This window comes from Thermomicrobiales bacterium (assembly GCA_041390825.1).
Taxonomy (GTDB): Bacteria; Chloroflexota; Chloroflexia; order Thermomicrobiales; family UBA6265; genus JAMLHN01.
Genome location: JAWKPF010000018.1, coordinates 20,807 through 47,191, shown reverse-complemented (window position 1 = coordinate 47,191; position 26,385 = coordinate 20,807). Strand labels below are relative to the sequence as shown.

The 26,385-nt window shown below is 61.7% G+C and carries 28 protein-coding genes; 18 read left to right on the top strand and 10 right to left on the bottom strand.

Translation table 11 applies throughout. The features are described 5' to 3' along the window. Positions 1-17 precede the first annotated feature (17 nt). From R2855_11285 to R2855_11230, 12 genes are all read left to right on the top strand, one after another. A complete protein-coding gene (locus tag R2855_11285; GenBank protein ID MEZ4531593.1) occupies positions 18-605 on the top strand; it encodes an ATP-binding cassette domain-containing protein in 588 nt (195 codons plus the stop codon). Then, a complete protein-coding gene (locus R2855_11280) occupies positions 497-766 on the top strand; it encodes a DUF4162 domain-containing protein (GenBank protein MEZ4531592.1) in 270 nt (89 codons plus the stop codon). The genes R2855_11285 and R2855_11280 overlap by 109 nt, the downstream gene beginning before the upstream one ends. A gap of 5 nt (positions 767-771) precedes the next feature. Then, the gene (locus tag R2855_11275) at positions 772-1,380 is read left to right on the top strand and encodes an ABC transporter permease subunit (GenBank protein ID MEZ4531591.1); all 609 of its coding nucleotides are present in this window, start codon (positions 772-774) and stop codon (positions 1,378-1,380) included. Beyond that, positions 1,353-1,640: a hypothetical protein gene (locus tag R2855_11270; GenBank protein ID MEZ4531590.1), complete on the top strand. Its 288-nt coding sequence runs from the start codon at positions 1,353-1,355 to the stop codon at positions 1,638-1,640. The genes R2855_11275 and R2855_11270 overlap by 28 nt, the downstream gene beginning before the upstream one ends. Positions 1,641-1,733: 93 nt before the next feature. Continuing rightward, positions 1,734-1,961 (top strand): twin-arginine translocation signal domain-containing protein, encoded by a 228-nt coding sequence (locus tag R2855_11265; protein ID MEZ4531589.1) that lies wholly within the window; start codon positions 1,734-1,736, stop codon positions 1,959-1,961. A gap of 99 nt (positions 1,962-2,060) precedes the next feature. Continuing rightward, a complete protein-coding gene (locus R2855_11260) occupies positions 2,061-3,299 on the top strand; it encodes an ABC transporter substrate-binding protein (GenBank protein MEZ4531588.1) in 1,239 nt (412 codons plus the stop codon). A 224-nt stretch (positions 3,300-3,523) separates the two neighbouring features. Next, positions 3,524-3,910: an ABC transporter permease gene (locus tag R2855_11255; protein ID MEZ4531587.1), complete on the top strand. Its 387-nt coding sequence runs from the start codon at positions 3,524-3,526 to the stop codon at positions 3,908-3,910. Further along, positions 3,844-4,311, top strand: coding sequence for an ABC transporter permease (locus R2855_11250; GenBank protein ID MEZ4531586.1), 468 nt, complete (start codon positions 3,844-3,846; stop codon positions 4,309-4,311). Before R2855_11255 ends, R2855_11250 begins: the two co-directional genes overlap by 67 nt. Positions 4,312-4,314: 3 nt before the next feature. After that, on the top strand, positions 4,315-5,199 hold the full coding sequence (locus R2855_11245) for an ABC transporter permease (GenBank protein MEZ4531585.1): 885 nt from the start codon (positions 4,315-4,317) through the stop codon (positions 5,197-5,199). Between the two features lie 17 nt (positions 5,200-5,216). Further along, on the top strand, positions 5,217-5,933 hold the full coding sequence (locus R2855_11240; GenBank protein MEZ4531584.1) for a hypothetical protein: 717 nt from the start codon (positions 5,217-5,219) through the stop codon (positions 5,931-5,933). After that, complete coding sequence (locus R2855_11235) at positions 5,890-6,264, top strand: hypothetical protein (protein ID MEZ4531583.1); 375 nt, start codon at positions 5,890-5,892, stop codon at positions 6,262-6,264. The genes R2855_11240 and R2855_11235 overlap by 44 nt, the downstream gene beginning before the upstream one ends. 121 nt (positions 6,265-6,385) lie before the next feature. Then, complete coding sequence (locus R2855_11230; GenBank protein ID MEZ4531582.1) at positions 6,386-8,053, top strand: thiamine pyrophosphate-binding protein; 1,668 nt, start codon at positions 6,386-6,388, stop codon at positions 8,051-8,053. 48 nt (positions 8,054-8,101) lie between these two features. On the opposite strand, the gene R2855_11225 is transcribed toward R2855_11230, so the two are convergent. The 10 genes from R2855_11225 to R2855_11180 all read right to left on the bottom strand — a co-directional run bounded on the left by R2855_11225 (position 8,102) and on the right by R2855_11180 (position 20,028). Then, positions 8,102-9,676 carry a PQQ-binding-like beta-propeller repeat protein gene (locus R2855_11225; GenBank protein ID MEZ4531581.1) on the bottom strand — a complete coding sequence of 525 codons (1,575 nt, stop codon included), beginning with the start codon at positions 9,674-9,676 and terminating at the stop codon, positions 8,102-8,104. Between the two features lie 223 nt (positions 9,677-9,899). Continuing rightward, the gene (locus tag R2855_11220) at positions 9,900-10,526 is read right to left on the bottom strand and encodes a methyltransferase domain-containing protein (GenBank protein ID MEZ4531580.1); all 627 of its coding nucleotides are present in this window, start codon (positions 10,524-10,526) and stop codon (positions 9,900-9,902) included. A 28-nt stretch (positions 10,527-10,554) separates the two neighbouring features. Then, positions 10,555-11,562 (bottom strand): lysylphosphatidylglycerol synthase transmembrane domain-containing protein, encoded by a 1,008-nt coding sequence (locus R2855_11215; GenBank protein ID MEZ4531579.1) that lies wholly within the window; start codon positions 11,560-11,562, stop codon positions 10,555-10,557. 15 nt (positions 11,563-11,577) lie between these two features. Next, entirely contained in the window at positions 11,578-12,687 is a 1,110-nt protein-coding gene (locus tag R2855_11210) for a glycosyltransferase family 2 protein (GenBank protein MEZ4531578.1), read from the bottom strand. 103 nt (positions 12,688-12,790) lie between these two features. Next, positions 12,791-13,780: a zf-HC2 domain-containing protein gene (locus tag R2855_11205; GenBank protein MEZ4531577.1), complete on the bottom strand. Its 990-nt coding sequence runs from the start codon at positions 13,778-13,780 to the stop codon at positions 12,791-12,793. Next, positions 13,777-14,412: a sigma-70 family RNA polymerase sigma factor gene (locus tag R2855_11200; protein MEZ4531576.1), complete on the bottom strand. Its 636-nt coding sequence runs from the start codon at positions 14,410-14,412 to the stop codon at positions 13,777-13,779. Before R2855_11200 ends, R2855_11205 begins: the two co-directional genes overlap by 4 nt. Positions 14,413-14,611: 199 nt before the next feature. Further along, complete coding sequence (locus R2855_11195) at positions 14,612-15,955, bottom strand: folylpolyglutamate synthase/dihydrofolate synthase family protein (protein MEZ4531575.1); 1,344 nt, start codon at positions 15,953-15,955, stop codon at positions 14,612-14,614. A gap of 14 nt (positions 15,956-15,969) precedes the next feature. After that, positions 15,970-17,637 (bottom strand): L-aspartate oxidase, encoded by a 1,668-nt coding sequence (gene nadB, locus R2855_11190; GenBank protein ID MEZ4531574.1) that lies wholly within the window; start codon positions 17,635-17,637, stop codon positions 15,970-15,972. Positions 17,638-17,804: 167 nt separating this feature from the next. Further along, on the bottom strand, positions 17,805-19,508 hold the full coding sequence (gene ade, locus R2855_11185) for an adenine deaminase (GenBank protein ID MEZ4531573.1): 1,704 nt from the start codon (positions 19,506-19,508) through the stop codon (positions 17,805-17,807). Between the two features lie 22 nt (positions 19,509-19,530). Beyond that, complete coding sequence (locus tag R2855_11180) at positions 19,531-20,028, bottom strand: hypothetical protein (protein MEZ4531572.1); 498 nt, start codon at positions 20,026-20,028, stop codon at positions 19,531-19,533. Between the two features lie 322 nt (positions 20,029-20,350). Here R2855_11180 and R2855_11175 point away from each other — a divergent pair, with 322 nt between their 5' ends. From R2855_11175 to R2855_11150, 6 genes are all read left to right on the top strand, one after another. Next, positions 20,351-21,718, top strand: a complete 1,368-nt coding sequence (locus R2855_11175) for a branched-chain amino acid ABC transporter substrate-binding protein (GenBank protein ID MEZ4531571.1) — start codon at positions 20,351-20,353, stop codon at positions 21,716-21,718. A 110-nt stretch (positions 21,719-21,828) separates the two neighbouring features. Continuing rightward, positions 21,829-22,803 (top strand): branched-chain amino acid ABC transporter permease, encoded by a 975-nt coding sequence (locus R2855_11170; protein MEZ4531570.1) that lies wholly within the window; start codon positions 21,829-21,831, stop codon positions 22,801-22,803. Between the two features lies 1 nt (position 22,804). After that, complete coding sequence (locus tag R2855_11165; GenBank protein MEZ4531569.1) at positions 22,805-24,025, top strand: branched-chain amino acid ABC transporter permease; 1,221 nt, start codon at positions 22,805-22,807, stop codon at positions 24,023-24,025. Continuing rightward, a complete protein-coding gene (locus tag R2855_11160) occupies positions 24,022-24,891 on the top strand; it encodes an ABC transporter ATP-binding protein (protein ID MEZ4531568.1) in 870 nt (289 codons plus the stop codon). The genes R2855_11165 and R2855_11160 overlap by 4 nt, the downstream gene beginning before the upstream one ends. A 4-nt stretch (positions 24,892-24,895) precedes the next feature. Then, on the top strand, positions 24,896-25,603 hold the full coding sequence (locus R2855_11155; protein MEZ4531567.1) for an ABC transporter ATP-binding protein: 708 nt from the start codon (positions 24,896-24,898) through the stop codon (positions 25,601-25,603). 101 nt (positions 25,604-25,704) lie between these two features. Then, positions 25,705-26,370 (top strand): hypothetical protein, encoded by a 666-nt coding sequence (locus R2855_11150; protein MEZ4531566.1) that lies wholly within the window; start codon positions 25,705-25,707, stop codon positions 26,368-26,370. Positions 26,371-26,385: the final 15 nt, after the last annotated feature.

Sequence of the window (26,385 nt, the reverse complement as noted above, 5' to 3'; positions counted from 1 at the left end):
TACGATTCGGCTCCCTGATGGGATTCATCAAGCCGACGCGTGGTTCGAGCCGCATGTTCGGGCACGACACCTGGACCGATGGCGTGCGAGCCCGGTCGCATGTTGGCTATCTGGTGCAATCCGATTCGCTCTTCCCCGAGCTCACCGGAGCAGACCAACTTGCGTTCGCTGCCAGGCTTTCGGGTTCCGACGCGCCGCTTCAACGGCGACTGCTCGATCTGCTCGAGCTGTCGAAAGCAGCATTGGGTCGTCCCCTCAAAACCTATTCCAAGGGCATGCGCCAGAAGCTGGCGCTCATCGCCGCGACCCAGCACGATCCTGAACTGCTGATCCTGGACGAGCCAACCGACGGGCTCGACCCGCTGATCCAGCGCGCGTTCGAAGCGCACCTACTCGATTGTCACGCCGCGGGACGCACCATTTCATGTCATCCCATGACCTGGGCGAGGTCGATCGGCTCTGCGAGCGCGTGGCTATCGTGCGGGAAGGGCGATTGGTGCAAGAGGAATCGATCGAAGGTCTGCGCGCGCAGCACCGACGACGGGCTGAGATTCTGCTGGCGCGGCCACTCGACGCATCTGTGGTCATCCCTGGGGCCGAAGTGATCTCTCGCAACGGCCGGGCGCTGTCCCTGCTCGTGGATCACGATCCAAACGAGCTGCTGGCGTTCCTGGGCCAATGGCAAGTGGAGTCGGTCACCATCGCGCCGCCAAGCCTGAACGACATCTTCGCCGGATTCTACGGGTCAGGTCCGGGTCCACGGTGAGAACGGTGCTGACGCTGGCGGGGCAGTTGATCCGCAGGTCGCGGGGCGGCTTGATCGCTCTCACGATCGGGTTGTTCGTGTTCGAGTACATCCAACCAGTCGCGATCGACGCCTTTGGCAATCTCGATCAACTCGTTTCCATCATGGATTTGGTGCCGAAACCCTTCCTGGCGTTGCTGAACGTCACGCCAGAGGTCGTCGAACAGGTCGGGTTGCCGGGATTTCTGGCGCTCGGGTTCACCCACCCTGTCTATCACCTGCTCGTCTCGGCAGTGGTGATCTGGATCGCGGCGCGTGGTTTGGCGGGAGAGATGGAGAGCGGGCAGGTGCAGGTTTCGCTGTCGCGGCCCGTCTCCCGGAGACAGTTCTATTTCGCCCGGGTGCTGACGGTGGTGCTGATTGCCCTGTGGGTTTCCATTGTGGCGTCGCTGGGGAACATCGCCGGTATTCTCATCGCCAAGCCTGATGGAACGATGGACAATCGCCACTTTGTCGCGCAGGTTGGAACCTCGTTCCTTCTGGCGCTCGCGATTGCCGGGGTGGCGCTGCTGGTTTCCGCGCGCGTGCCGACCACATGGGGCAGGCGGTGGGCTGGGCGGCTGGTTTTCTGTTGATCGTCTCGTATGTGATCGACTACTTTTCTACCCTTTGGAACTTCCTGAAGCCGCTGCAGCCGCTTTCGATCTTCGACTACTACGATCCGCCGACCGCATTGGCGCACGGCACGATCCCGACGACGAACCTGCTCGTCTTGCTTGGTCTTGCGATCCTGGCGTCGATTGCTGGACTCCTTGTGTTCGAGCGGCGATCTTCCGAACTAGCTCGAACTGGATATCGCGTTGACAGTCACGGCGCTTGGTGTAACGATTCGTAAAGGCATTTGTGATTTCGTGCAACGCTCCGCGACGAGCGCAATCAGCATGCGAACGAGCCGGAAACTGCAGGCTCGTTCACGGAGGAACGACCAATGACCGATCACGCACGTACGTTGATGCAGGAATTCTTCACTGGGCGGATCGACCGGCGGCAACTGCTGGTTCGTGCGGCCGCGGCTGGAGTGAGCGTGGGCGCGCTTGGCGCCATCGCGACGTCTCAGGCTGATGCATTGCGCGCTGCCGCCAGGGCGTCGCGCCTGGGCGCGCTCGTGGATCGCAGCCGAAGCGATATCGATTGCTCTGGTCCGCAAGTGAGCTGAACTTTGCCGCCTACGATATGATGCCGTAAGCCGGTGTTCTAGCTATACTGGTGTGACATGCAGGCGATCTCTCACCTATGTGGGTGATTTGGCGGCGTCATGGAAGAACCCGGACGACACGACTACGATCGCTACTGGTTGAGAGCGACCTATCACGACGGCACACCTGTGACCGCGGCAGATGTCGAATTCTCGTTTGGCCGTGTGGTCGAGAAAGAGACGGTTTGGTCGAGCCGGCTGACCAACGTCGCATCGTATGAGGTCATCGACGATCAGACCATCAGCATCAAACTCTCCGCGGTGCAGGCAGATTTTCTCGACGGGTTGACCCAGATTGCGATCATTTCCGAAGCGATTGCTGCCGATATCGAGAACACCCCAATCGGCTCCGGACCATTCAAGTTCGTCGAATGGGTGCCGAACGATCACATCTCGCTCGAAGCCTATGACGGCTACTATGGCGAAGGCCCGGGCGTCGCGACATTGCGTTTCAACATCCTTCCCGATCCGCAGGTTTCCATCACGAACCTGAAATCGGGCGATGTCCAGGGAGTGCTGAACATTCCGGTAACGCAGTCGACCGCGCTGGAAGGTGATGACAGCGTGGTGGTCATCAATGTGCCCACCAGCAGCATTCCGCTTTTCGAGATGCTGGGCAAGAACCACGAAACCATCCGCACCAATGCCCGCGTTCGCCAGGCGCTCGCCATGTGCCTCGACAAGAACGCGGTGCAGCAGGTGGTCTATGCCGGCGGCGGCGCGCCGAAATGGACCTTCGTCGGGATGGACAGTTGGGCGTATGCCGATGTGCCTGGGTATGACTATGATCCCGCCGCCGCCAAGGCCATTCTCGAGGAGGAAGGCGCGGCCGACCTGGAGTTCACCGTGCTTGGCATTCAGGGCTACCCGGAAGGTGAGCAGGCGGCGACCATTTGGCAGGCTGGACTGGCCGAGGCTGGTGTCAAGCTCAACATCGAAATCCAGGAACTTTCGGTCTGGCTCGATAACTACCTCAACCATACCTACGATGTCATCTGGAACGTCTTCCCAGGGTTTGCCGATCCGAACTACTTCGTCAGTCTCGGTCTGCAACCGCATCTGACCGACGGCTGGACCAACGAGGAAGCGGCTGCACTGGCGGTGAGCGCGAACGAGACGCTCGATCTCGATGAGCGCAAGGAGCAATATGCCCGTATGCAGCAGCTCTTCGTCGAAGAACTGCCGATCATGGTCATCCAGGAGACGCCGAAGGTCTCGGTGACCGCGCCAATGTTCGAATTGGGGAATCAACTCGCTGAGCTGGTGCTGCTCAACGACACCACCATCAGCGAGGGATAGGAAACGCCCTCACTGCGCGGCGCCGTCCGGGTTGACGGCGCCGCGCACGTTCCCGGAGTTGCATGGCCCGCTTTGCCGCCAGTCGAATCCTGCAGGCCATCGACGATGATCATCGTTTCGATGCTTGTCTTTGGACTCATTCGCATGGCGCCAGGCGGCGGCCGCTATGCAAATGGGGCGGGAAGCCGCCAAACCCGAGAACCTCCCCAAGCTCGAAGCGCTGCGTGAGGTCAGGACTGACCAAACCAATCCCGGTGCAGTACCTGTACTGGATACAGGATCTCGCGCAAGGCGATTTCGGCAATTCGCTCAAGAACAAGCGGCCGACCATCGATCTCTTCATGCAGAAGTTGCCAGCCACGCTGGAACTCGTGATCGGCGCGACCATCTTCGCGTTGCTCCTGGCAGTGCCGCTCGGAGTCTTGGCGGCAATCAAACGCGGATCCCTGATCGACCGGGCGGCCATGGGCTTTGTCAGCGCTGGATTGGCTGCGGGTTTTTGGCTGGGCTTGACGCTGATTCTGATTTTCATTGTCCGGCTGGGATGGCTCCCGGCGTCCGGATATGTTCCCTTTCGGAAGGGGATCCGGCCGAAAACCTCAAACGGCTGATTCTGCCATCCATTACGCTGGGCACCTATCTCGCTGCGACGCTAATGCGCTTCCTGCGCTCGGACATGATCCAGGTGCTTGGCGCCGACTATGTTCGCACCGCCAGGGCGAAGGGACTGCGCGAGAAAACGGTCATCATGCGGCACGCCATGAAGAACGCGCTCATCCCGGTGTTGACCGTGGCAGGGCTGGAAATCGGCGCGCTGCTGGGCGGCGCGGTCATCATCGAGCAGGTGTTTGGTTGGTCAGGGGTCGGCTGGCTAACGGTGCAGGCGATCTTCGACCGTGACTATCCCCTGGTCCAAACTTCGGTGTTGTTCGTGACGATCGGCCTCATCCTGGCCAATCTGTTGACCGACATTGCATATGGGTTCCTCAACCCGCGTATGCGGGTGTCGTAGGCGATGGACGCGTCGCTCGATCCGGTGCAGCTTCCACTCGGGGGCCAGAAGCGTTCGCTGAGCTGGCGCATCTTCGGCGGAAAAGCGGATCCGGTGTTGATCGTTTCGGCGCTCGTGTTGCTGCTCTTCCTCGCCTGGGGAGTGGCGCCTGCGCTCTTCGCAACACACGATCCAAACAAAATCGGTGTCGACCTGCTGCATCCGCCGTCTCGCTCCTATTGGTTTGGAACCGACGAATACGGTCGCGACATTTACAGCCGGGTTGTCTATGGCGCGCGCATCGAGTTCGTGATTTCCGGAATTGGCGTGTTGATCGCTATGGCAATCGGCATTCCGGTTGGATTGATTGCCGGGTACCGAGGCGGTTGGGTCGATAGTGTGCTCATGCGTTTGCAGGACGCACTGCTGGCCTTCCCGAGCGTGCTGTTCGCCATTCTGATCGTGGCGGCGCGGGGCGCATCGCAGCAGAGCATCATCCTGACGGTTGGGATCATCTTCATTCCGCGGTTTGCCCGCCTCGTCCGGGCCAGCGTGTTGGCGCTCAAGGAAGAGGATTTCGTTACCGCCAGCCGGGCAATCGGGGCAACTGGCAGCCGGTTGCTCTGGCGACATATCCTGCCGAATGCGCTCCCGGCCATTCTGGTGCAGGTGACGTTGACCATGGCGGTGGCCGTATTGGTGGAAGCTGGACTGAGTTATCTGGGTCTCGGGGTTCAGCCACCGACCGCCACCTGGGGCACGATGCTCAAGAACGCCCAGAGCTATCCCCAACAAGCGCCCTGGTACGTGCTGGCCCCGGGGATTTGCATCTTCCTGCTCGTCCTTTCATTGAACACGTTTGGCGATGGCCTGCGCGACCGGCTCGATCCGCGCGTACGCCGCCTGTGATCGAAGCGAGGGACTCCATGACGACCACCGAATCGGTCACCGGCGAGCTCTTGTCCCGGATCGAGGATTCCCGCTCGCGTGGGGTCGCGTTCCTGTTGAGGCACATCGACACAGACGGCAGCGTTGCTGACGACTTCGGCGGCCGTGTCACCTGGTATCGCATTCCCTGGGCCCTGGCGGTAAGCGGAGAGACCTCCACCGCCGCGGCGGTCCTCGACTGGATCGAACGCACCGGTCTGGGCCAAGACGGCCAGTTTCACGGCGGTTTGGAGTGGGATGCAGACGCGAATCGCACGACTAACACGTATCCCGAGACCATCCTTGCTTATGGCGCCTGGCTGATGCGCCGGTTCGACATCGCGCGTAAGTCCATGACATATGCAGCGCGGTTCCACGACCCAGACTCCGGTGGAGTCGTCATGACGCGTGAACGCACCGGACCCACCGATCCGCAGCTCCTTTTTCCAACCGCGCAATTTGGCATGTCGTCGGTCATCACCGGAAACCTCGACCTCGCCCGCAAGACCGGTGAGTGGTTCGCGCGGTTGTGGGATGCCCAACCCGAGTTGCCGGATCGCCTCTACACCATCTGGACGAGCAATGGCCTGCTGACCGGGACCCCGACCAGCCTCGACCGACGGCGTCGTGCAAGAGCGCAGCAGCCGTTTCAGTTCTTCTACAACGGAGGGATTGCGGCGTCGTTTCCTGACGCAGCTCTTCATGGCGACGGGTGAGCGCCGTTGGCTCGAATACGCGCGCCGCTATCAGCAGTTTTCCATGAATTCGTGCGAAGAGCAGTTCGACACCAAGCAAGTTTGCAAGAGCGCCTGGGGGTCGGGATTGCTTTACCTGGCGACCGGTGACGAGGTGTATGTTCCGTGGATCGCGCGCATGGGTGAATGGTTCGCGGAGGTGCAGGACGCTGATGGCGGCTGGAGCAACACCAGAGAGCTCGAGTCCGATCCTCCGTTGCGGCATCGGCTGGAAATCACCGCAGAATTCGTGGTGCACCTGGATACGGTCATCGCTGCCCTGGGCGCCGCACGAGCTGCGGGACGAATCTGACCACATCCGTCGATAACTGAATCGATCTGCTACGGGTTTCCGATCGGCACGTACAATCTGTGCGCCGGTTTGCCATCCACTGTTGCAGGCGCCGGTTGACACATTTCAGAAAGGGAACAGCGTGAGTTCAGCCGTCGTCACCAGGGAAACCGTCGAATCCAATGTCCCCCGCACTCTGACCGGAGGCGAAGCGGCGGTCGAAACCCTGAAGCAGAATGGCGTCGATACCGTCTTTGGCCTTCCCGGCGTACAGCTCGACGGTCTCTTCAACGCCTTCTACGAGAACCAGGATGCGATTCGCGTCATTCACACCCGCCACGAGCAGGCGACCGCCTATATGGCCGACGGGTATTCGCGTGTCACCGGAAAAGAAGGTGTCTGCGTCGTCGTACCGGGTCCCGGCGTCATGAACGCATCAGCGGCGCTTGCGACTGCATACGCCTGCAACTCCTCCGTCCTTTGCCTCACCGGGCAGATTCGCTCCGACATGATCGGCGTTGGCCGGGGGCTGTTGCACGAGATTCCCGATCAACTCGGCATGGCTCGTTCGTTCACCAAGTTCCAGGCACGCGCCAACACGCCGGCAGAGATTCCCGGCGCGCTCGACCGGGCGCTTAGCGAGATCCGTTCCGGCCGTCCGCGGCCAACATACGTCGAAGTCCCGCCCGATATCTTTTTTGCTTCGGGCGAGGTGACCATTGGGCCTCCGGTCGCCAAGCGCTCGCGATTCGCCGGCGATCCGGACTTGATCGCGAAAGCTGCCAAGGCGCTGAACGGCGCCAAGAACCCGTTGATCTATACCGGCGGTGGCTCGGTTGTTGCCAATGCAGGACCGGAACTGCTGGAACTGGCCCGGATGCTCCAGGCGCCGATCATTGCCTCTCGCAATGGCAAGGGCGTGATCGACGATCGCGATGATCTCTCAGTCGGTCAGCTGGCCGACAAGGAACTGCGCCCGAGCGCCGATGTGATCCTGGCAGTCGGCACACGTTTCCTGGGTCCGGTGAGCGACCCGATCGAGGTGCGGCCCGATCAGACGCTGATCCGCATCGACATCGATCCCGAAGAAATCGTGCGCAACTGCCGCGCGACGATCGAGATCGAAGCCGACGCCAAAGCCGCGTTGGCGGCTCTGGTCGACGCGGTTTCACCCGATCGCGCGCTCGATCGTGAGAAGCTGACGGCGATCCGCGAGCTCAAGGCGAGTCTGCAAGCAAGGGTCGAGTCGATCGAACCGCAGGCCAGCTACTCCAAGGCGATTCGGCAAACCTTGCCGGAAGACGGGGTATTGGTCGGCGAGATGACCCAGCTTGGCTACTGGTCGAACCTTGGGTACCCCGTCTACAAGCCGAACACCTATCTCGGTTGCGGCTATCAGGGAACGCTGGGGTTCGGTTTCACGCTTGCCATGGGCGCGAAGGTTGGCAAGCCAGATGTTCCGGTCGTATCTATGAACGGCGACGGTGGCTTCGGTTTCACCCTGAACGAGCTTTCGACGTTGGTGCAGCACAACATCGGACTGATCACCATCGTTTTCAATGACAACGCCTATGGCAATGTCAAGCGCATTCAGCAGGTCGATATGGGCGGGCGCCAGATTGCGTCAGATCTCGTCAATCCAGACTACGTGAAGCTGGCGGAGTCGTTCGGTGTCACGGGTCGCCGGGCCGAGTCGCCCGATCAGTTGGCGCAGCACCTGGCGGATGCCATCCGCGCGGACGAACCGACCCTCATCGAAGTTCCGGTTCCGGCAATGCCGGACCCATGGAAAACGCTGAAACTGCGATAGGACGCTATCCGGAGCGCGTGGGCCGAACTCGGCCCGCGCGCTCTTCGTCTATGTCGATCCGGGTTTCCCGTTGCTGTTCCCGGCACTGCCAGACTCGGGCGTGGCCAGGTGGGCGTCGCCGGTGAGCGCGTAGAAGTAGCCGTTCTTGTCACCCGCATAGAGATAGCCGTCGAGAATGACTGGCTCGGTGGTGATCGTGTCACCGACCGGATATTGCCAGACCACCTCGCCGGTTTCCCGATCGAGGCTGTAGAGCATCGCGCCGGCCGCGACGACCACATGCTCGCCCGCGATCACGGGTGACTGAACCGTCTTGTTCCCGGTCGCAAAGAGCCACATCGGTGTGCCGCCCGACTCCGCATCGATGGCGTAGAGCGCGCCATCAGAGCTGCCGACATAGACAATGCCGTCGGCCACCGCTGGGGACGAAGCGCCTCCAACGGGATAGCTCCAGATCAGGTCGCCCGTTTCGAGATCGACAGCCGAAACCGTCTGCCCTTCGGTGGTGACAAACACGCGCCCGTTGCTAATGGCTGGCGTCGAATAGATGGCGGAATCGAGGGTGGTCTTCCAGAGCAGGTGGCCGTTGTCTCGGCTTATCGAGAAGAGATCACCATCATCCCCTCCGATCAGGATGGCGTCCTCGGCGATCGAGGGGGTTCCAAAGAGCAGTCCATCGGTCTTGAACGACCACAGCTGTTCCCCGGATGCGGCATCGAAAGCGTAGAGGTGGTTCTCCTTGCTGGCGACGTAGACGACGCCGTCCGCGACAGTCGGAGAGGACTCGCCCGCGTACTCCATCTGGGATTTCCAGCGCTGAATGCCGGTATCCGCATCGACCGCGAACGCGTTGAAGCCACTGCCGATGTAAACCGTGCGTCCGTCGACGGCAGGCGACGCGGTGACGGGATAGCCGCCGAGATCGAAGGTCCACTTGGGCTTGCGGGTCAGCAGATCGAGCGCAACGAGATAGCCGTCACGCGTGCCGAAATAGGCAACGGCGCCTGCAATCGCCGGCGTCGAGCGCAAGTCCTCCCCCGTGTCATAGCGCCAACTGCGGTAGGGGTTTCCATCGATCCCGGGGCCAGCCAGAACGCCGGTGTGAGCCGGGGCCCCGCGGAACATCGGATTCGATCCAGTCAGGATAGACGCCAGCGACGCATCGAGCTCCTCCGCCTCACTGCTCGGCGAGAGCGCCAGGGACGCGAGCTCGGGATCGGCAGGGATCGGGGACTGCTCCTGGCGCCACAGGTGGTTGCCCATCACAACGAGTGTGAGCAGTCCGGCTGCAGCGGTGACCATGCCCGAGCGCATCATCGATTGCCTGTCGACACGGGTTCTGGCTATGCCATATCCGGTGAGGATGACCCCGAGCACCCAGGATGCGAGCGTGAGTGGCGAAAGATTCGACGTGACGACTGGCAAGGCGATCAATATGAGCCCGACCCAGACAACGCCGGTGCCGATGCCTTCCTCGTCGAACCGGCGTTTGGTCGGCTCGGTCAGGAGAAAGGAAGGAATCTGAAACTGCGTGCGCTGTTCCTGCGAGGAGCGCAGGTTTTCCGGGACGTTGCGCATGTCGGCGGAGCAGTTTGGGCAGAACGTCAGGGTTGCCGGCAACATGCGCCCACAATTCGGGCAGGTCTTTTTCGGGCCGAGTTGTTGATTTTGGAGGCGGTAGGAAGTAAATGAGGGCATCGTGCAACCGAGCAGGGAGTCCGCGCGTCCGGCGTCTTCCCATAATACACGACGCCCTCGGGCCTTCGAAGCACGCACATATTCGGACGACAGGAGCCCGGGGCGCGTCAGGAACCAGTCCCCGGATCGCCGCGCCTTCTTGCCGTTCTCACCGCACCCGCGCGACACAGATGGTCCAGGGGAGCGAGCCGCCCAGCCACTCGACATCGGCGACTTGCTCGACGAAACGACCGAACGCGGCGCGCGTCCAGAAGTTGCGGTGATCGGGATCGCTTCCGCGCGGGTGGATGTCCAGGTTCTTGCCCCGCGCCGCGTTGGAGAAGCAGAACCACGGTTCGTGCGGCACGCTCAGCACCAGGTGCCGCTTCGACACGCGGGCCAACTCGCGGAGCGCATCGGTTGGCTCGTGCAGGTGTTCCAGCACTTCGAAACAGCCAACGGCATCGAAACTGTTGGTTTCCCAGGGAATGTCGTAGATGCTCGCGACACGGCAATCGACAGATGGGTTGCGCTCCTGTGCGAGGGCGACTGACGACGGGTTGAAATCGAACGCGCTGACTTCCATGCCAGGAAAGCGCTCGACCAGGAGGCCCGAGACGAACCCCTCGCCACAGCCAGCGTCGAGGAAGCGCTCAGGCGCAAGCTCGCCGATCTTGCCGAGCACGACGTGATGAAATCGGTCGATCAGCTTGCGCTGCACGGGGTTCGTGGAACTGTGCTTGGCGTAGTTGCTGGTTTCCCGTGCGTCGATGGTGGATGTGTCGATTGCGGTCAATTGGCCGTGTTTCTCCTCGGTTGCCCGGTTAGCTATCGGTTTGCAAACCATCCTGATCCGGAAGGGCGCCTTCTTCTTCACCGCCGTCGCGCAGTGCGATCAGCACGCGAATAATGCCGTACAAGACGGGTATCGCCGCAAAAAGCGCGATGCGATAGGTCACCCCAGCCAGCAAGACGTTAGCCTCGTTCGCGCCGTGCACACTGGCAACGGCGATCATGAGCGCTTCACGGACTCCTGCGCCGCCCGGCACCGGGCTGAGCATGCCGATCAGGATCGGAAGCGTGGTGAGTCCGAGAATCAGCGACAGGGACGGGCTCGACCCTTCCAGCGCCAACATGAGCAGATAGATCACGCCGCCCTGGACGACCCAATAGACCACGGTTACCAGCAGCGCCACAAAGGTCTGACGCGGACGTCTGGCCGGGTGCCTGAGGGCTTCGGAAAAATGCGTCCGCATCTTGAGCACGAGCGAGCGCAATCTGGCCGCGCGTTTGATTGCGATGACGATGGCCAGCAGACCGCCCAGCGCGAGGAGCGCTCCGAGACCGACTACCCGGCCATCGACATCGACTCCCTGTCCACGCCAGCCCCCGACGAGAATCCAGATCGAGGTGCCAACGGCAAGAACGGCCAGATCGGTGGCGACTTCCCAGAACGTGATCGAAGCCGTGTCGGCGGTTCCGAGGCCGAGCGCGCGTTTGGTCAGATAGGCCCTGCTCGGGAGCGCCAAACTAAGTGGCGCAGCGTAGTTCACCGCTACCGAGGTGATGAACGCTTCCGAGGCACGCAAGTGCCTGGTGCTTCCGCTGACCATCGTGACCAGCACGTTCCAACGGACACACAGGAGCGCAAGTCCAGCGAGATAGAGCAGGAGTCCAGCGACGATGGTCCACGGGTCGGCATTGCGAATGGCGGGCCGAATGCTTGATAGCGCGTCCTGTTGCCAAAGCAAGAGCAACGCCATGACCAGCGAGACGCCGAAGATGACTGGGGTTGGAATCGACGTGAGGCGCTTGAGCACCCGATGCAGCATGGGCGAGGCGCTCGGTTAGCTCGCGCTCGAGAAGCGCTCGTCACCGTCCGGACTGTCGGTGAACCCGGGCCCGATGCCCAATGTGCGGCGCAAGAAACGGGCCGGTTCGGGTGTCGGCCGGTGCGATTCCTGCACCAGGAATTCGCCCAGCAAGCCGAGTCCAAAGAACTGGACACCGACGACGATCAACAGCACGGACAGCAAGAGCAACGGTCGGGTGCCGATGATCTCATCGTTGACCAGCCGGTCCCAGGAAAGTTTCAGGCCCATCAGCACGCCCAACGCCACCGAAATAATGCCGGGAACGCCGAAGAGGTGCATGGGGCGTTGGCGGTAGTTGGTCAGGAAGAAAACGGTGATGAGGTCGAGGAATCCCTTGAAGAGCCGTTTCAGACCGTACTTGGATTTGCCCCACGAGCGCGCGTGATGCTTGACCGGCAGTTCGGCGATTCGAAACCCCTCTGCGGACGCAAGCACGGGCGTGAACCGATGCAACTCGCCGTAGACGCGGATGGTGTCGGTGACTTCGCCGCGATACGCCTTGAAGCCACAGTTGAAGTCGTGGAGCTGGACGCCGGTAACGGTGCGCACCGTCCAGTTGAAGAGCTTGCTCGGCGCTGTCTTGCCCCAGGGATCCTGGCGGTTCTGTTTCCAACCTGAGACCAGATCATATCCCTCGTTCAGCGTTTGGAGCATGCGAGGGATTTCGTCCGGATCGTCCTGCAGATCTCCATCCATGGTGATCACGGTATTTCCGCGCGCCAGGGCGAATCCATTGGCAAGCGCCTGGGCTTTTCCGAAGTTGCGACGGTGCTGGATAGCTTTGACGTGCGGGTCGATGGAGCGCAGCCGGGTGATCTCACGCCAGGTGCCATCGGTCGAACCGTCATCGACGAACAGGATTTCCCATTCGACGCCGGTGGTCGCCAACACGGTGCTCAAGCGCTGATGAAGCTCGGGTAGGTTGCCCTCTTCGTTCATCACGGGGATGACGACTGAGATCGGGCCACGCGCTGGTCCGATGTCGGACGCCGAACCGGTGTCGACTGCCGTGATCTCCGACGCGACAATTGCCGGTTCGATCTTCGAAATGGAAAAGACGGTCGACGTGCTCGTTGGGTCCACCTGTCGTTCTGCCGCGCCAGGAAAGCGGCCGGGCGCCAACTGACTATACGCGGCGTCCCACGACAACGCAATTCAGCATCAGATTGTCGAGCAGATCGAAGCGCTACTGACTCTGTAGACCGGTGCCGGAATTCTGATTGATGTTCGGGCCAATGATGGCCATCAGCACATCGATTGCCTCGCCATCGACTGCCACATCGGTTTCCGTGTAGCTGTTGGGGCGAATATGCACCGACTGGAAATCAGTGACTTGCTCTCCGAGATCGATGGGGGTGGACGCGGTTCCGTCGTCACCGACCAGGAAGGTCGCCTTGCGCACCATGGTCCCGTCGCTCAATTGCACCAGCACCGAGTATGTGCCCGGCGCGAGACCTTCCACCTGGAGCGCTGCCTGACCAGTGACTGGATCGGCAAGGAGCGTGCCGTTCAAGGACGCGTTGCCTGCCGAGGGATCGGAGGTCATGTTGTATCGCTGAGAAGTGGGCGAGAAGGCAAGCCGAACGACTTGCTGCTCGTCCATGTTGTACTGCTCGTCCAGGCTCTGGACTTGCTGATCCAGCTGAGCTATGGCGCTCTGCGCGTCGTTCAACTTCATGTAGTTGTTGAAGCCCCATGCGCCGACGAGTCCCAGCGCGAACAACAGAGGCAAGGTTGCCAGCGGCGCGGCGTAGACCCTCCACCAGGCGTTCTGGCTTTGGCCGGGTGACGGAGCGGAAGTGGCAACCTCGCTCGAATCGGGCAGCGTCGGTGTGCGGAAGATGTCGAGATCGCCGGCAAAGACACCGGATGGGTGCGGCGCTGCCTGCGGTGTTGCCGCTACGCGGGAAAGAGTGGCTGCCCTGGCGCTCAGCGGCGGCGAAACGGCGGGAACCGCGAGCGCAAGCCCAAGCGCGATCCGCTCGTAGCTCGCCACAAGCTCGGCGCATCGGCGGCAACTGAGGAGGTGACGTTCGATGGCAACTGCGCGCGTGGTGTCGGCGATCCCGAGCACGTACTCATCGATCGCGTCATCCACCAAACGGCAATCGTTGGTGGTGGTGAAGGCGCGGGCCTGTCGCCGGGTGCTGTCTTGTTCCGCAGGGTGCTGGTTCACGACAAGTTCACCTCGTTCGGATCGCTTCGCTCGCTCACCAACGGGCCAAGCTGTTCCCGAAGCTTCAGCATGCCCAACCGCATGCGCGTCTTGATCGTTCCCAGCGGTTCGCCGAGCGTGTCGGCAATCTCCCGTTGGGTCAGACCCTGGAAATAGGCCAGTTCGATGGCCTCACGCTGCGCTGCTGGCAGTTGCTGCAGCGCGTCCTGAATCGATACCCGGAGACTCGAGAGCCAAACTTCTTCTTCGACTTCGAGCCCATCGTCTGGCAATGTTGCCAGGATGGATTCCGGCTGCTCCGATTCTGCTTTTTGCGGCCGGCGTTTCCGGCGGCGTACTTCGTCGATCGACAGGTTGTGGGTGATGCTCAACAACCAGGTGATGAGCGTCCCACGCGACGACTGAAACGATCCTCCTTGTTGCCAGGCGCGGACGAAGACCTCCTGCAGGATTTCTTCGGCCACCTGTGCATCGCCGACGATTCGCAGCGAGAACGAATACACCGCCCGCGAATACCGCTCATACAGGGCGGCGAGCGCATCCTGATCACCTTGGGTCACCAATGAGATCAGGTCGGCGTCGGAAACCGAGGTCTGGTCGGCAAGCGGGTCCGTTCCCGGGAAGCCAGCCATCTTACGACCTGCTGCTTGCCCTGAATCGGAGGCCGATGCCGTCCGCCCGGCTCTCGTTCGCTTCATATACGTCAGCGACTGCCAATCGGGATGTCCTTTTTTCGAAGAACTTGCAATGTTCGTAGGAATTACCCGTTCGTTCAGTCTACCTGATCGAAATTGACCGCAAATCCGCGGGGATGAACGGGTGTTGCGCTTCTCATCGATCAGGCAGGGCCAGCCCGAAGCGTTCTCGGGCTTCGGCGACGAGTGTGAAGGATCCGGTAATGACAACGGGAAGGCCGTCGGGAAATCGCTCTCGTGCCGTTACCAGAGAAGTCTCGAGATCTTTGCTGGCAACTGTCTGGGAATCGACTGTGGGAGCGGTGAGAATCAGGTCATCCGCTGGAACTGCACGCGGGTTCTTCGGCTGGGTCACGATCAGATGGGAAATTGCGGGAGCGAGCGCATCAAAGAACTCGGCAGGGTGCTTGTCGCGCAGGAGTCCGACGATAGCGCCGATCGGTTGCCCAAACGCATCAATGATTGCATCGGCCAGCGCTGCCGCAGAGACTGGCGTGTGCGCTCCATCGAGAATCCATGTGCGTTCATTGGTTGCAACCTGCTCGAACCGCCCAGGAAGCGACGCCTGCGCGATGCCGGCGCGAATCGCATCGTCTGAAGCGTGGAAGCCAAGATGCGCCAGTTCGCGCCAGGCGGCTATGGCGAGCGATGCATTCTCCATCTGATGATTTCCGATGAGACCGCTGCGCAGATTGTCGATGCGATGGGCAGCATCCGCCCATGCAAACGATTGCCAGTTTCCCTGCCACGAAAAGTCGCGCCCGGCGGCCAGGAGCAGCGAGCCTGACGCCCTGGCAGTTTGCTCGATTACGTCGAGGGCTTCGGCTGCTTGCCAGGCAGCAATCACCGGTCTGCCCGGCTCGATGATGCCGGCCTTGTTGGCGGCAATCTCGGCCAAGGTGTCGCCGAGCACCTGGGTGTGTTCCAGGTCGAGCCGGGTAATCACCGAGACCGCGGATGTCACAACGTTGGTTGCGTCGAAAGCGCCTCCGAGGCCAACTTCGACCACCGCAAGCTCGCAGTCCATTTCTGCAAAGTAGAGGAGCGCCATCGCCGTCAAGATCTCGAAGGCGGTTGTCGCCCCAAACTCCGGCCGCTCTAGTTCGATGGTCTCCGTGGCGTTTCGCACCTGGTTCGCGATGTGCGCGAACTCGGCCTGGTCGATCGACATGCCATCGATCGCCATCCGCTCCCGGAACGAATGCAAATGAGGCGAGGTCGAGAGTCCTGTGCGGTATCCCGCGGCCTTCCCGATCGTGGCCAGAAACGCACTGGTCGAGCCTTTGCCCTTGCTTCCGGCAATGTGCACGATGGGGTAGGCGCGGTCGGGAGCGCCGAGGGCATCGAGCAGCGCCCGGGTGCGGATGAGTCCCATCTGCGGGCCGCCCGTCGAACTCGACGGACTGCTGATCGATCCGCGCGCGTAGTTGCTGCGCGCCTCTATGAAGGCGAGCGCCGAGGCGTAGCTGGGATGCGGCAAGGGCAGTGTGCCGTTCAGCGCGCGACCGGTTCGAGTGGACGTGACGACCGGTCGAACGCATCCGAGAGCGCGCCAAATCGCCAGATCCCGTTGGCATCTGGCAAGAGCAACGAATGTTGACCCGCGAGCGCTGGATCGGTGGACGGAAAGTCGTAGCGGTAGTGCGCTCCGCGGCTCTCTTCCCGGAAAAGCGCGGCGGCTATGACCTTGCTGGCGGCCTCGGCAATGTTGCGTGCTTCGACCGCGATCCGGTCGGTGCCGCCCGCCGTCTCCAGCACTTGCAGCTGGGCTGCCACATCCTCGGCTGCGGCGCGCAATCCGTCTGCCGATCGCACGACAGAGACATGCAGGCTCATGGTGCGCTGGATCGCGTCGACGGCCTCCGCGATCGCAGTCATGTCCCCCTCTGTCGATTCGGCGGCAATACCGGAAAGATCGAGCGTCGCAGCATCGATCGATGCGGGGCGACCTTGCGCGGTCACCATGGCCGCCGCTTCGGTACCAAAGACCAGGCCTTCCAGGAGAGAGTTGCTGGCCAGCCGGTTCGCACCGTGGACACCGGTGCACGCAGCCTCCCCAAGCGCGAGCAGTCCCGGCAGGCTTGTTCGGCCGTCAGTCGACGCGGCGAGGCCGCCGATGAAGTAGTGCGCTGCGGGCGCGACTGGAATCAGGTCGTTGGCCAAATCGAGACCTCGCGCCTTCAGTTCCGCCGCGATGGTGGGGAAGCGCTCGTAGACCAGCTCATCAGAGAGGTGACGCAAGTCGAGCCAGACATGGTCGGTATTGCCGCTCGCCATCGCGCTCTGAATACCGCGCGCCACCACGTCGCGGGGAGCCAGTTCGGCCAGCGGATGAATGTCGAGCATGAAGCGTTCGCCGGCGTCGTCGCGGAGATATGCGCCCTCACCGCGCACCGCCTCGGTAACCAGGAACGGCTCGGTGCCGGCCAACGCGAGCACGGTTGGGTGGAACTGCACAAATTCGAGATCGGCCACGGCCACCCCGGCGCGTAATGCCATGGCGAGGCCATCGGCCGTTGCGCCCTTGGGATTCGAGGTCACCGCCCAGAGTTGCCCGGCGCCGCCTGCAGCAACCACCACCCACGGAGCCGCCAGTACGGCGCGGTCGCCGCTTGCGAGCTCGGCCACGATCCCGGTGGCCCTCCCATCCTGGACGATGAGATCGAGCGCATACGCGTGATCGAACACGTCGATATCCGGATGCGACCGGGCGGCCGCGACGAGCGCCCGCTCAACTTCAGCCCCGGTTGCGTCGCCACCGGCATGAAGCACGCGGTGGCGGCTGTGCGCCGCTTCGCGGCCGAGCAGAATCTCACCGGATTGCGGACTGCGGTCGAACTTCGCGCCGATCGCCAGGAGGCGGTCGACCGCCTCGGGCGCGCCATCGACCAGAGTGCGAACGGCTGCCGGGTCGCACAAGCCCGCACCGGCGACAAGGGTGTCCTCTTCGTGCAAGCGAGTCGAATCGTCCGGACCGATGGCGGCGGAGATGCCTCCTTGCGCGTATCGCGTGTTGCTCTCGCCAAGGACGCCTTTGGTGAGGAGCGCGACCGTCCACCCGACCGGGAGCGCCAACGAAAAGGCGAGACCGGCGACACCAGCGCCGATGACGACCACATCATAGGTACGAATGTCGATTTTCGACGTCGAGCGGTGTGGCAAGGAAAACCTCATGCAGCGAGCGAAACTGCGCCCTGATTTGGGCGACTTAGTGTAGCACTGACACGAAGTATCGACTCGCCACACCAGCCGGTACCGAACCCCAGCTCGAGCCGCTCCCTCGTCGGCCCCGATGCCAGGTTGTAGGCGCCTGGACTTGTACCGCTTTTTCAGGCAACGGGCACGAATCCCTTGTCAGTTACGCGACCCTTCGGGATCACCGACAGCGCCATGAACGCAAGCAGGCCGAACGGGGACGTCAACCGGCAGCCGAGATCGTTGGCGGACTGCTCGACGTGCTCCAGACGCTCCGAAACCGCTGCCAGTGTCTGGTCGGAGATGATGCCTCCGATCGGAAGGGGCAGATCGGCAATCACGGTCCCGCCCGCCACGGTGGCAAGTCCCCCCTTCATGGAAATGACGTGCTCCACTGCGGCCAGCATGTCTTCGTCCGAAACGCCGACGACTACGATGTTGTGCGCATCATGCGCAATCGAGCTCGCGATCGCGCCTCGTTGCAGACCGAATCCGCGCACATAGCCGACCCCCACACGCCCGGTGGCATTGTGCCGCTCGATGCAGGCCACCTTCAGGAAATCGCTCTCGACATCGGTGACGGCCTGACCGTCGACCACGACCGGGTCGACGTTCTGCACACCTGTGACGATCTGGCCATCGTAGACAACGATTGCTTTCTTGGCGTGTGCCGGTTCGAGCCGGAAGGATGCAGTGCTGAGTGGAGCGACATGCATCGTGTTCAGAAGGAAGTCCGGCGGCCGATTCTCGGGCAGGTCGACCACCATTTCGCCCCGAGACGCGACGGTTTGGCCCTGGAAGAGCACTGACTCGATTTCGACCTTTTCGAAGTCGGTGAGGATGTTGAGATTGGCTTCATATCCTGGGGCGACCGCGCCGATGCCGTCGAGCCGCCAATAGTCGGCCGGATTGAACGTGGCCAACCGATAAGCGCGGAACGGGTCCATGCCGCCAGCGATAGCGTCGCGCACGATGGCATCGACATGACCGTCGTGCTGCAGCGTGAAGCAATCCCGGTCGTCGGAGCAGAATGCGCAACGCGGCCAGGTCCAGTCATCGACCAACGGCAGAAGCGCCTCGAGGTTTCGTTCGGTCGTGCCCTGGCGGATCATGATGAAGAGCCCGAGCTCCAGCTTCGCGCGCGCTTCCGCGAGCTCGGTCGATTCGTGGTCAGATGTCACCCCGGACTGCAAATAAGCTTGCAATCGCAGCGACCCGACACCCGGTGCGTGTCCGTCCTTGCGGCGTCCTGATGCAGCGTGCAACTTCTCACCGATGATGCGGTCGCCAGAGACCGCCCCGGCCACATTCATCAGCTCGCCCAGACCGACGGTCTCCGGCCACGCCAGCATTTCGGAAATTTGCTCGGCTCCGAATTTCGCGCCAGGGCTCTCGTAGGCGCTTGCTGGCACACAGGACGGCGCTGTGAAACGAATGTGAATCGGCAAGCCAACGGCGGCAGCTCGCATGGCGTCGAGACCGGGCAGGCCGGCGACGTTGGCGATCTCGTGTGGATCGGTAACGATGGCGCAGGTGCCGTGGGGGATCACGGCGCGCGCGAACTCGGGCATCCACAGCAGCGAGCTTTCGGTGTGAATGTGGGGATCGACAAAGGCCGGAGCGATGATCTTGCCTCGGCAGTCGACGATTTCCGCCGTGCCTCCAGCGCCACCGACCGCAGTAATGCGGCCGTCAGCAATCGAGACCGATTTCTCTTCCAGCTGGCCGGTGAACACATTGAGCACCATGCCGCCAGCCAGCGTGAGGCCAGATCGGCCGGTGCCGCGCGCCGCGGCCACCCGCATGCGCCAACCGTGACTATCGAAGTCACCACTCATGCTCGAACTCCTGATCGTCTTCCTATGAACGAAGTTGCGATTCGACCTCGGTCACGAGGTCGTCGATGCGCGGGAGCGCTGCCCGCACAAAAGGACCGATGTTGTTGGATTGTTCGAACGGCAGTCGGTAGGTCATGCCGACGGCAACGCCCTGATCGTTGTCGCTCCAGCTTGCAGTTTGATTGGGTTCCAGCATGCCCCTGGCGACATTGGGGATCACACGCCGCGCCAAACGCTCCAGCGCGCGACGCCTCCACTCGCTTTCCTCTTCGGAAAATAATCCAGGCGACACCCCTCGGATTTCGATGACGAAAGCATCCGCGTCCAGGCGCACGTCAGCTTGCCCCAGTTCGTCGTCGACCGCTACCACCCACTGCTGCCGTTCATCGAGCATCCCGTACGCATAGAAGCCCTCGTCCACCAGAGACTGACGCGCTCGAGCCAAAAGAGCCTTTTGATCCGGCGTCAACCGGTCATCAACCAGGTAGCGGTCGAGTCGAGAAATGGATGCGTCGGTCATGGGTCCCAGGTATGCGTCGTAGACGGCCAGAGCGGCCGCGAGAATTCCGGCATTCGCAAAGTCTAGCCGAGCAACGATTGTGCAGAATGCCTAGCTGGTTGACATTCGGTAGGGCCTTCGCTATTTTTTGGTGTCAGAATTCCGTAGCGTTATGAACGAGTGTACCGGGTCCGAGGGCACGATCAGGCATTGGGTCGGTTGCGGCCCACGATCGAGCGGCAGACTCGCGGGTACGTTGTCGGGATTTGGTCCTTAAGAGCTCGCCGTGTTCTTAGGTCGGCAGCGGGCCGACTGCACGGCAACGCAGGAGGAATGTAATCCAATGGCAAAGGATTCGATTGCCGGATTGGTCGCGCAGCTGTATGGCTCCAAGATCAGCCGCCGCGAGTTCGGAAAGCGCGCAGCAGCCGCAGGGCTGTCGGCGGGCTTGATCGGGCAAGCGCTGGCGGTGCACGCCACGCGCGCGCAGGATGCGGAGACCGATCTCCCAGCAGCCGCCACGATTGGCCAGCCGGGCTATGTCAATAGCTCCGACACCAGCAAGGGCACGATCAAGATCTATTCGTCTTGGCCCCTCACCGGTTCGATGGAACTGACCGGCGGCGACGCCGTTGCCGCAGCGCAAATGGCGTTCGAGGACTTCGGCAACGCCGCTGGCGGCTATGCCCTGGTCTATGAGCCGCTGGACGACGGTGTGGCTGCCAACAACGGTGGTTGGGAAGCTGGTAAGGAAACCGAGAACGCCAACAAGGCGATCAACGACGCCGATGCGATGGTGCTGATGGGTACCTACAACTCCGGCGCCGCCAAGATTGCGATCCCGATCCTCAACCAGGCGACCCCCCAGATGGCGATGATCTCCTTCGCCAACACCTATCCGGGTCTGACTGTCGCGGTCGAGGGCGCCACCGAAGAGGGCGAGCCAGACGTCTACTATCCGACCGGAACGCGCAACTACATGCGCGTCTGCCCGGCCGACCAGATTCAGGGAGGCGCTGGCGCGCGCTGGGCGTTCAATGAGCAGGCCCGCACCAAGGCGTATGTCCTCGACGACAACAGCCTCTACGGCAAGGGCGTCGCGACCGTTTTCCGGAATGTCTTCGAGGAGCTGGGTGGCGAGATTCTCGGCGCCGAGAGCTACGACAAGAGCCTGGACAACTACCAGACGCTCATGACCTCGATCGCGGACAAGGGTCCGGACATCGTCTACCTCGGCGCGACCGTCGAGAACAACGCGTCCAAGGTCCTGCAGGACATGCGCGGTGTGATGGGCGAGGAAGTCATCTTCCTGGGCTCTGACGGTCTGAACAACCAGACCTTTGTCGATGGCGCGGCCGATGCGGCCAACGGCGCCTACATCACCTTCGGCGGTTACACGCCTGACAAGCTGCTCGAGCTGGGTGGCCCGGGTGGAGACTACGTGACCCGTGTGACGGAGCGCCTCGGGCACTCCCCGGATGCCTACGCGGTCTACTCCTATGAGACGGTCGTTGCAGTCATCCAGGCGATCGGCCGCGCCGGCGTCAATGACCGCGCCGCGATCTTGAGCGAGCTTTTCGGCACCGAGGGATTCGTCAGTCTCCTTGGCTTCACCTGGAGCTTCAACGAGAACGGCGATACCGACAGCTCGGTCATCGGGCTTTCGCAGGTGATCGACAATCAGATCACCTTCCAGGCCGCCATCTCATAGCACCTCGACGGAACAGGGGCCGGAGTCATCCGGCCCCTGTTCCGATCCGGCCCCATCAACCCCTCGATCGGCGGTATCGCCGACGCGAGCACGCCGAGAATAGGTAGTCGATGGAATTCAACTACGAACTGTTCCTGAACTACGTGATTCAGGGATTGGCGAATGGTGCGCTCATCGCACTGATTGCACTGGGATATACGATCGTCTACGGCATCGTGGAACTGATCAACTTCGCCCATGGCGAGGTCTTCATGATGGGCGCGTTCATTGCGATCACCATCGTGACGGCCACGGGCATCACGAGCACCGACCCCGTTTTTCAGATCATTGGGGTCTTCCTGATCGCGCTGCTCGGGGCGATGATCTTCAGCGCGTCGATCAACTTTTCCATCGACCGGTTTGCGTACCGGCGTTTACGCAATGCTCCCAGACTCGCGCCACTTATCTGCGCAATCGGTATCAGCTTCATCCTGCAGCAGATTGCCATCTATTGGAAGGGTCCCGTGCCGATCTCCCCTCCGGCACTCATTCCCACCAAGTATCGAACCTACAACATTCTCACCGAAGTTTTCGGGCTGGACACCAAAGTCAGGCTCAAACCGGCCGACGTGGCAGTTTTCGTGATCACCATTCCCTTGTTGCTGCTCCTGTCCTGGTTCATTCGAACGACGCGAACCGGCAAGGCCATGCGCGCCACCGCGCAAGACCGGCAGGCATCGGCTCTGATGGGTATCGATGTCAATCGCACGATTTCCATGGCGTTCATCATTGGCGGCTTGCTGGCCGGCGCTGCCGGCATGATCGCGCTGTACTACAACAACATCGCGCGCGCCCAAATGGGTTTCCGCTACGGGCTCTTTGCCTTTACTGCCGCGGTTCTGGGCGGGATTGGCAACCTGAGCGGTGCAGTCCTGGGCGGATTCCTGATCGGCCTCATCTGGGCAATGAGCGATGGCATGGTCAAGGAGTACATTCCTGGCTGGGGCGCCCAGTGGACCAATTCGGTCATCTTCGGCATCCTGGTGATCATCATGATCTTCCGCCCAAGCGGTCTCCTGGGCGAGCACACGGCGGAGAAGGTCTGAGATGGCCACGGTCGTTCAGTCACTCCCTGCCGGCGGCTCGTCCTCACCCAACGGTGAAAGCTGGGGCCTGAAGCACCGCGAGAGCCTGTTGCTCGCGCTCGCTATCGCAATCTTCGCGGCCTATCCCATCATTGATTCCTGGCTTGGCCTGGGTCGGCTCGGCTCACTGGGTCCGATGATGATCTACGTCATTCTGGCCATGGGCCTGAATGTCGTGGTTGGCTATGCCGGATTGCTCGACCTCGGATACGCGGCGTTCTTCGCCATCGGCGCCTACACGATGGGGTTCCTGACCTCGCCCACGAGCGTTTTCGTGCAACGTGGCTATGTGCCTGAGTGGTTGCAGCACTTCTGGCCGGCGCTTGCTTTTTCCTGGGTCACGGCAGCGGTCTTCGGCATTCTGCTTGGCGCGCCAACTTTGCGCCTGCGTGGCGACTATCTCGCCATCGTGACGCTTGGATTTGGCGAGATCGTTCCCAACTTCTTCCTGAACGCGGAGGGCATCACGGGCGGCACTGCCGGAATCAACCCGATCGGCATGCCGACGCCAATCACCATCTTTGGGCACACGATCTCGTTCACGCCAACGGACCAGCGCAACTGGTATTGGCTCATTCTGGCGATCGCGGTGCTTTCGTTCTTCATGATCAGGCGCTTCTACAATTCGCGGCTCGGCCGCACCTGGGCCGCCATCCGTGAGGATGAGATAGCCGCCTCCAGCATGGGCGTCAATCTCGTCAAGACCAAACTGCTGGCCTTCGCGATCGGCGCATCCTTTGCTGGGTTCGCTGGCTCGGTCTATGCGTCCTACTTCCAGTACGTCCACCCCGACAACTTCCAGTTTTCCGTTTCGATCACGATTCTGGCGATGGTCATCCTGGGAGGAATCGGGAATATCTACGGCGCCATCGTCGGCGCGTTGCTGATCGGGTTCTTCGACCGCATCTTCGCCGAAGAGTTCAACCGGCCTATGCACTGGTTCGGCGACAAGATCGGCAACGATTTTCTTGCCCATCACGACCTGAAGCAGGACAAATTCCTCGTCTTCGGGTTGGCGCTGGTCATCATGATGTTATTGCGGCCCGAGGGCCTTATCCCAAGCTCGCGACGCAAGGCAGAGCTTCATCCTGAAACCGAGGACATCGCTGAAGCGCAGAATCAGCAGTTCTGGGATGTCGAGCAAGACGAGCAGCAGCTGAGCCTGGGAGACGAAGGTCGATGAGCACGGCACCCACCACTGCGCCAGCAGCAGTTGCGACCGATGTGGTCCTGCGCGCGACTGGCGTCACCAAGCGCTTTGGCGGCTTGACCGCCGTAAACAATGTCGATCTGGCAATTCCACGCGGGACGATTCAGGGGTTGATCGGTCCGAACGGGGCAGGGAAGACGACGCTTTTCAACATGATTGCTGGCATCTATGAGCCGACCGAGGGGCAGATCGAGTTCAACGGCCAAGTGATTCAGTCGGCTACCGGCACTCGGCTTCGCCCGGACCAGGTGGCGGCGTCGGGCATTTCCCGAACCTTCCAGAACATTCGCCTCTTCGCCAACATGAGCGCGTTGGAAAACGTGCTGATCGGTATGCACCCACTGCTCAAGTCGGGACCGTTTGGCGCGCTGCTAAAGCTCCGCTCAGTGACGATCGAGGAGCGCAACGCCCGCAATGCGGCGATTCAATGGCTGGCCTACGTTGGTCTCTCGAGAAAGGAAAACGAGACGGCCAAGAATCTGTCATACGGCGATCAGCGGCGGCTCGAGATCGCCAGAGCGTTGGCGAGCTGGCCGAAGTTGCTTCTGCTCGACGAGCCGACCGCAGGCATGAACCCACAGGAAACTGCACAGATGACGCGGTTTTTCGACCGCATGCGCAAGGAGCTCGATCTGACCGTCTTGCTGATCGAACACGACATGCGCGTGGTCATGGGCATTTCCGACCAGGTCGCGGTGCTGGACCACGGGGAAAAGATCGCGGACGGCTCGCCGGTTGATGTGCAGCGCAATCAGCAGGTCATCGAAGCCTATTTGGGCAAATCGGGAGCGGAAGCCGCTGCGGCATCCAGCGAAGCCCGCGAGGGCGAGGGACGCTAACGCAATGGCAATGCTCGAACTCAACGACGTCCACACGTATTACGGCAACATTCATGCGCTCAAGGGCATCTCGCTGTCGGTGGATCAGGGCGAAGTCGTATCCCTGATCGGTTCGAACGGGGCGGGAAAGTCCACGACGCTGCTGACGATCTCTGGTTTGGTGCATGCTCGCGCTGGAACGGTCAACCTGGAAGGCCGATCGTTGGTCGGGATGCCCGCGCACGAAATCACATCGCTCGGCGTTGTGCAATCGCCGGAAGGGCGCCGTGTCTTTCCGCGCATGTCCGTGCTGGAGAACCTCGAGATGGGCGCCTATGCCCGTGGCAAGGTCGATGACGGCGATCTGGATCGCGTCTACGAGCTCTTTCCCCGGTTGAAGGAACGGGCCGGGCAAAAAGCCGGCACACTCTCCGGCGGCGAGCAGCAAATGCTGGCGATCGGGCGGGCCCTCATGGGGCATCCGAAGCTGCTGCTGCTCGACGAGCCGTCCATGGGGCTTTCACCAATTCTGGTCGACCAGATCTTCAGCATCATTCGTGAGATCAACGAGCAGGGGACCACGGTGCTACTGGTCGAACAGAACGCATTGATGGCGCTCAGTGTCGCCAACCGCGGCTATGTCCTGCAAACCGGTGAGATCGTGCTTGCCGATTCAGCCGAGAAGCTGATCGCAAACGACATGGTGCGCAAGGCGTATCTCGGCGAGGATTGATTCGCCATTCCAAGTTGTCGATCTGATTATGGGAGACTTCCGCCGTGCGGCCATAGGCCGCGCGGCGGTTTGCATTGTCTGAAACGTCAGGAGAACGATCGATGTGCGTCGTCATTACTGCTCCTCCCACTGGCCGCGATGAGTGGCATGTGGATTCGCCGAAGATGCGCGCCTTCATCGAGAAGGTGGACGAGATTCGCGGCAGCACCAACGACACGGCCGCCATCGTGAAGTGGATCGAGCCGTATCTGGCCGAGCTGATGCGCGACCCAGATTGGCTGCCGCAGGAGTTCATGGAGCCCAAAGCCGAGAGCGGCATGGGCAGCGGCATTGGCATGTGGTTGCTCTATCGCGCGGGGGACGGAAGTCTGGCATTTTCCAGTCTCGTCGTTCCGCCGGGAGCCTCTACACCAGTTCATGACCATCTTGCCTGGGGGATCGTCGGGCTTTATCGGGGCAACCAGGACGAAATCGTCTACACCCGCACCGACGATGGCTCGGTGGACGGCGTCGCCAAGCTCGAAACCCAGGTGAGCCGGTCGTTGGTTCCGGGCGACATGTATGAGCTTCTTCCTGCGACCGATATCCATGAGGTCAAGACGACATCGGAGTTCACATCGGTTTCCTTGCATCTGCTCGGGAATGACAACGGTTGCCTCTGGCGGCATCGCTTCCACCCGGAAGCTGGCACGGTCGAGCCGTTCAAGTCCGGCTGGCTCAATGTTCCATGCAACGAAGAGACTGAGAACGAGACCGTCACTGCGTAGGAGCTGCCGTTCGCC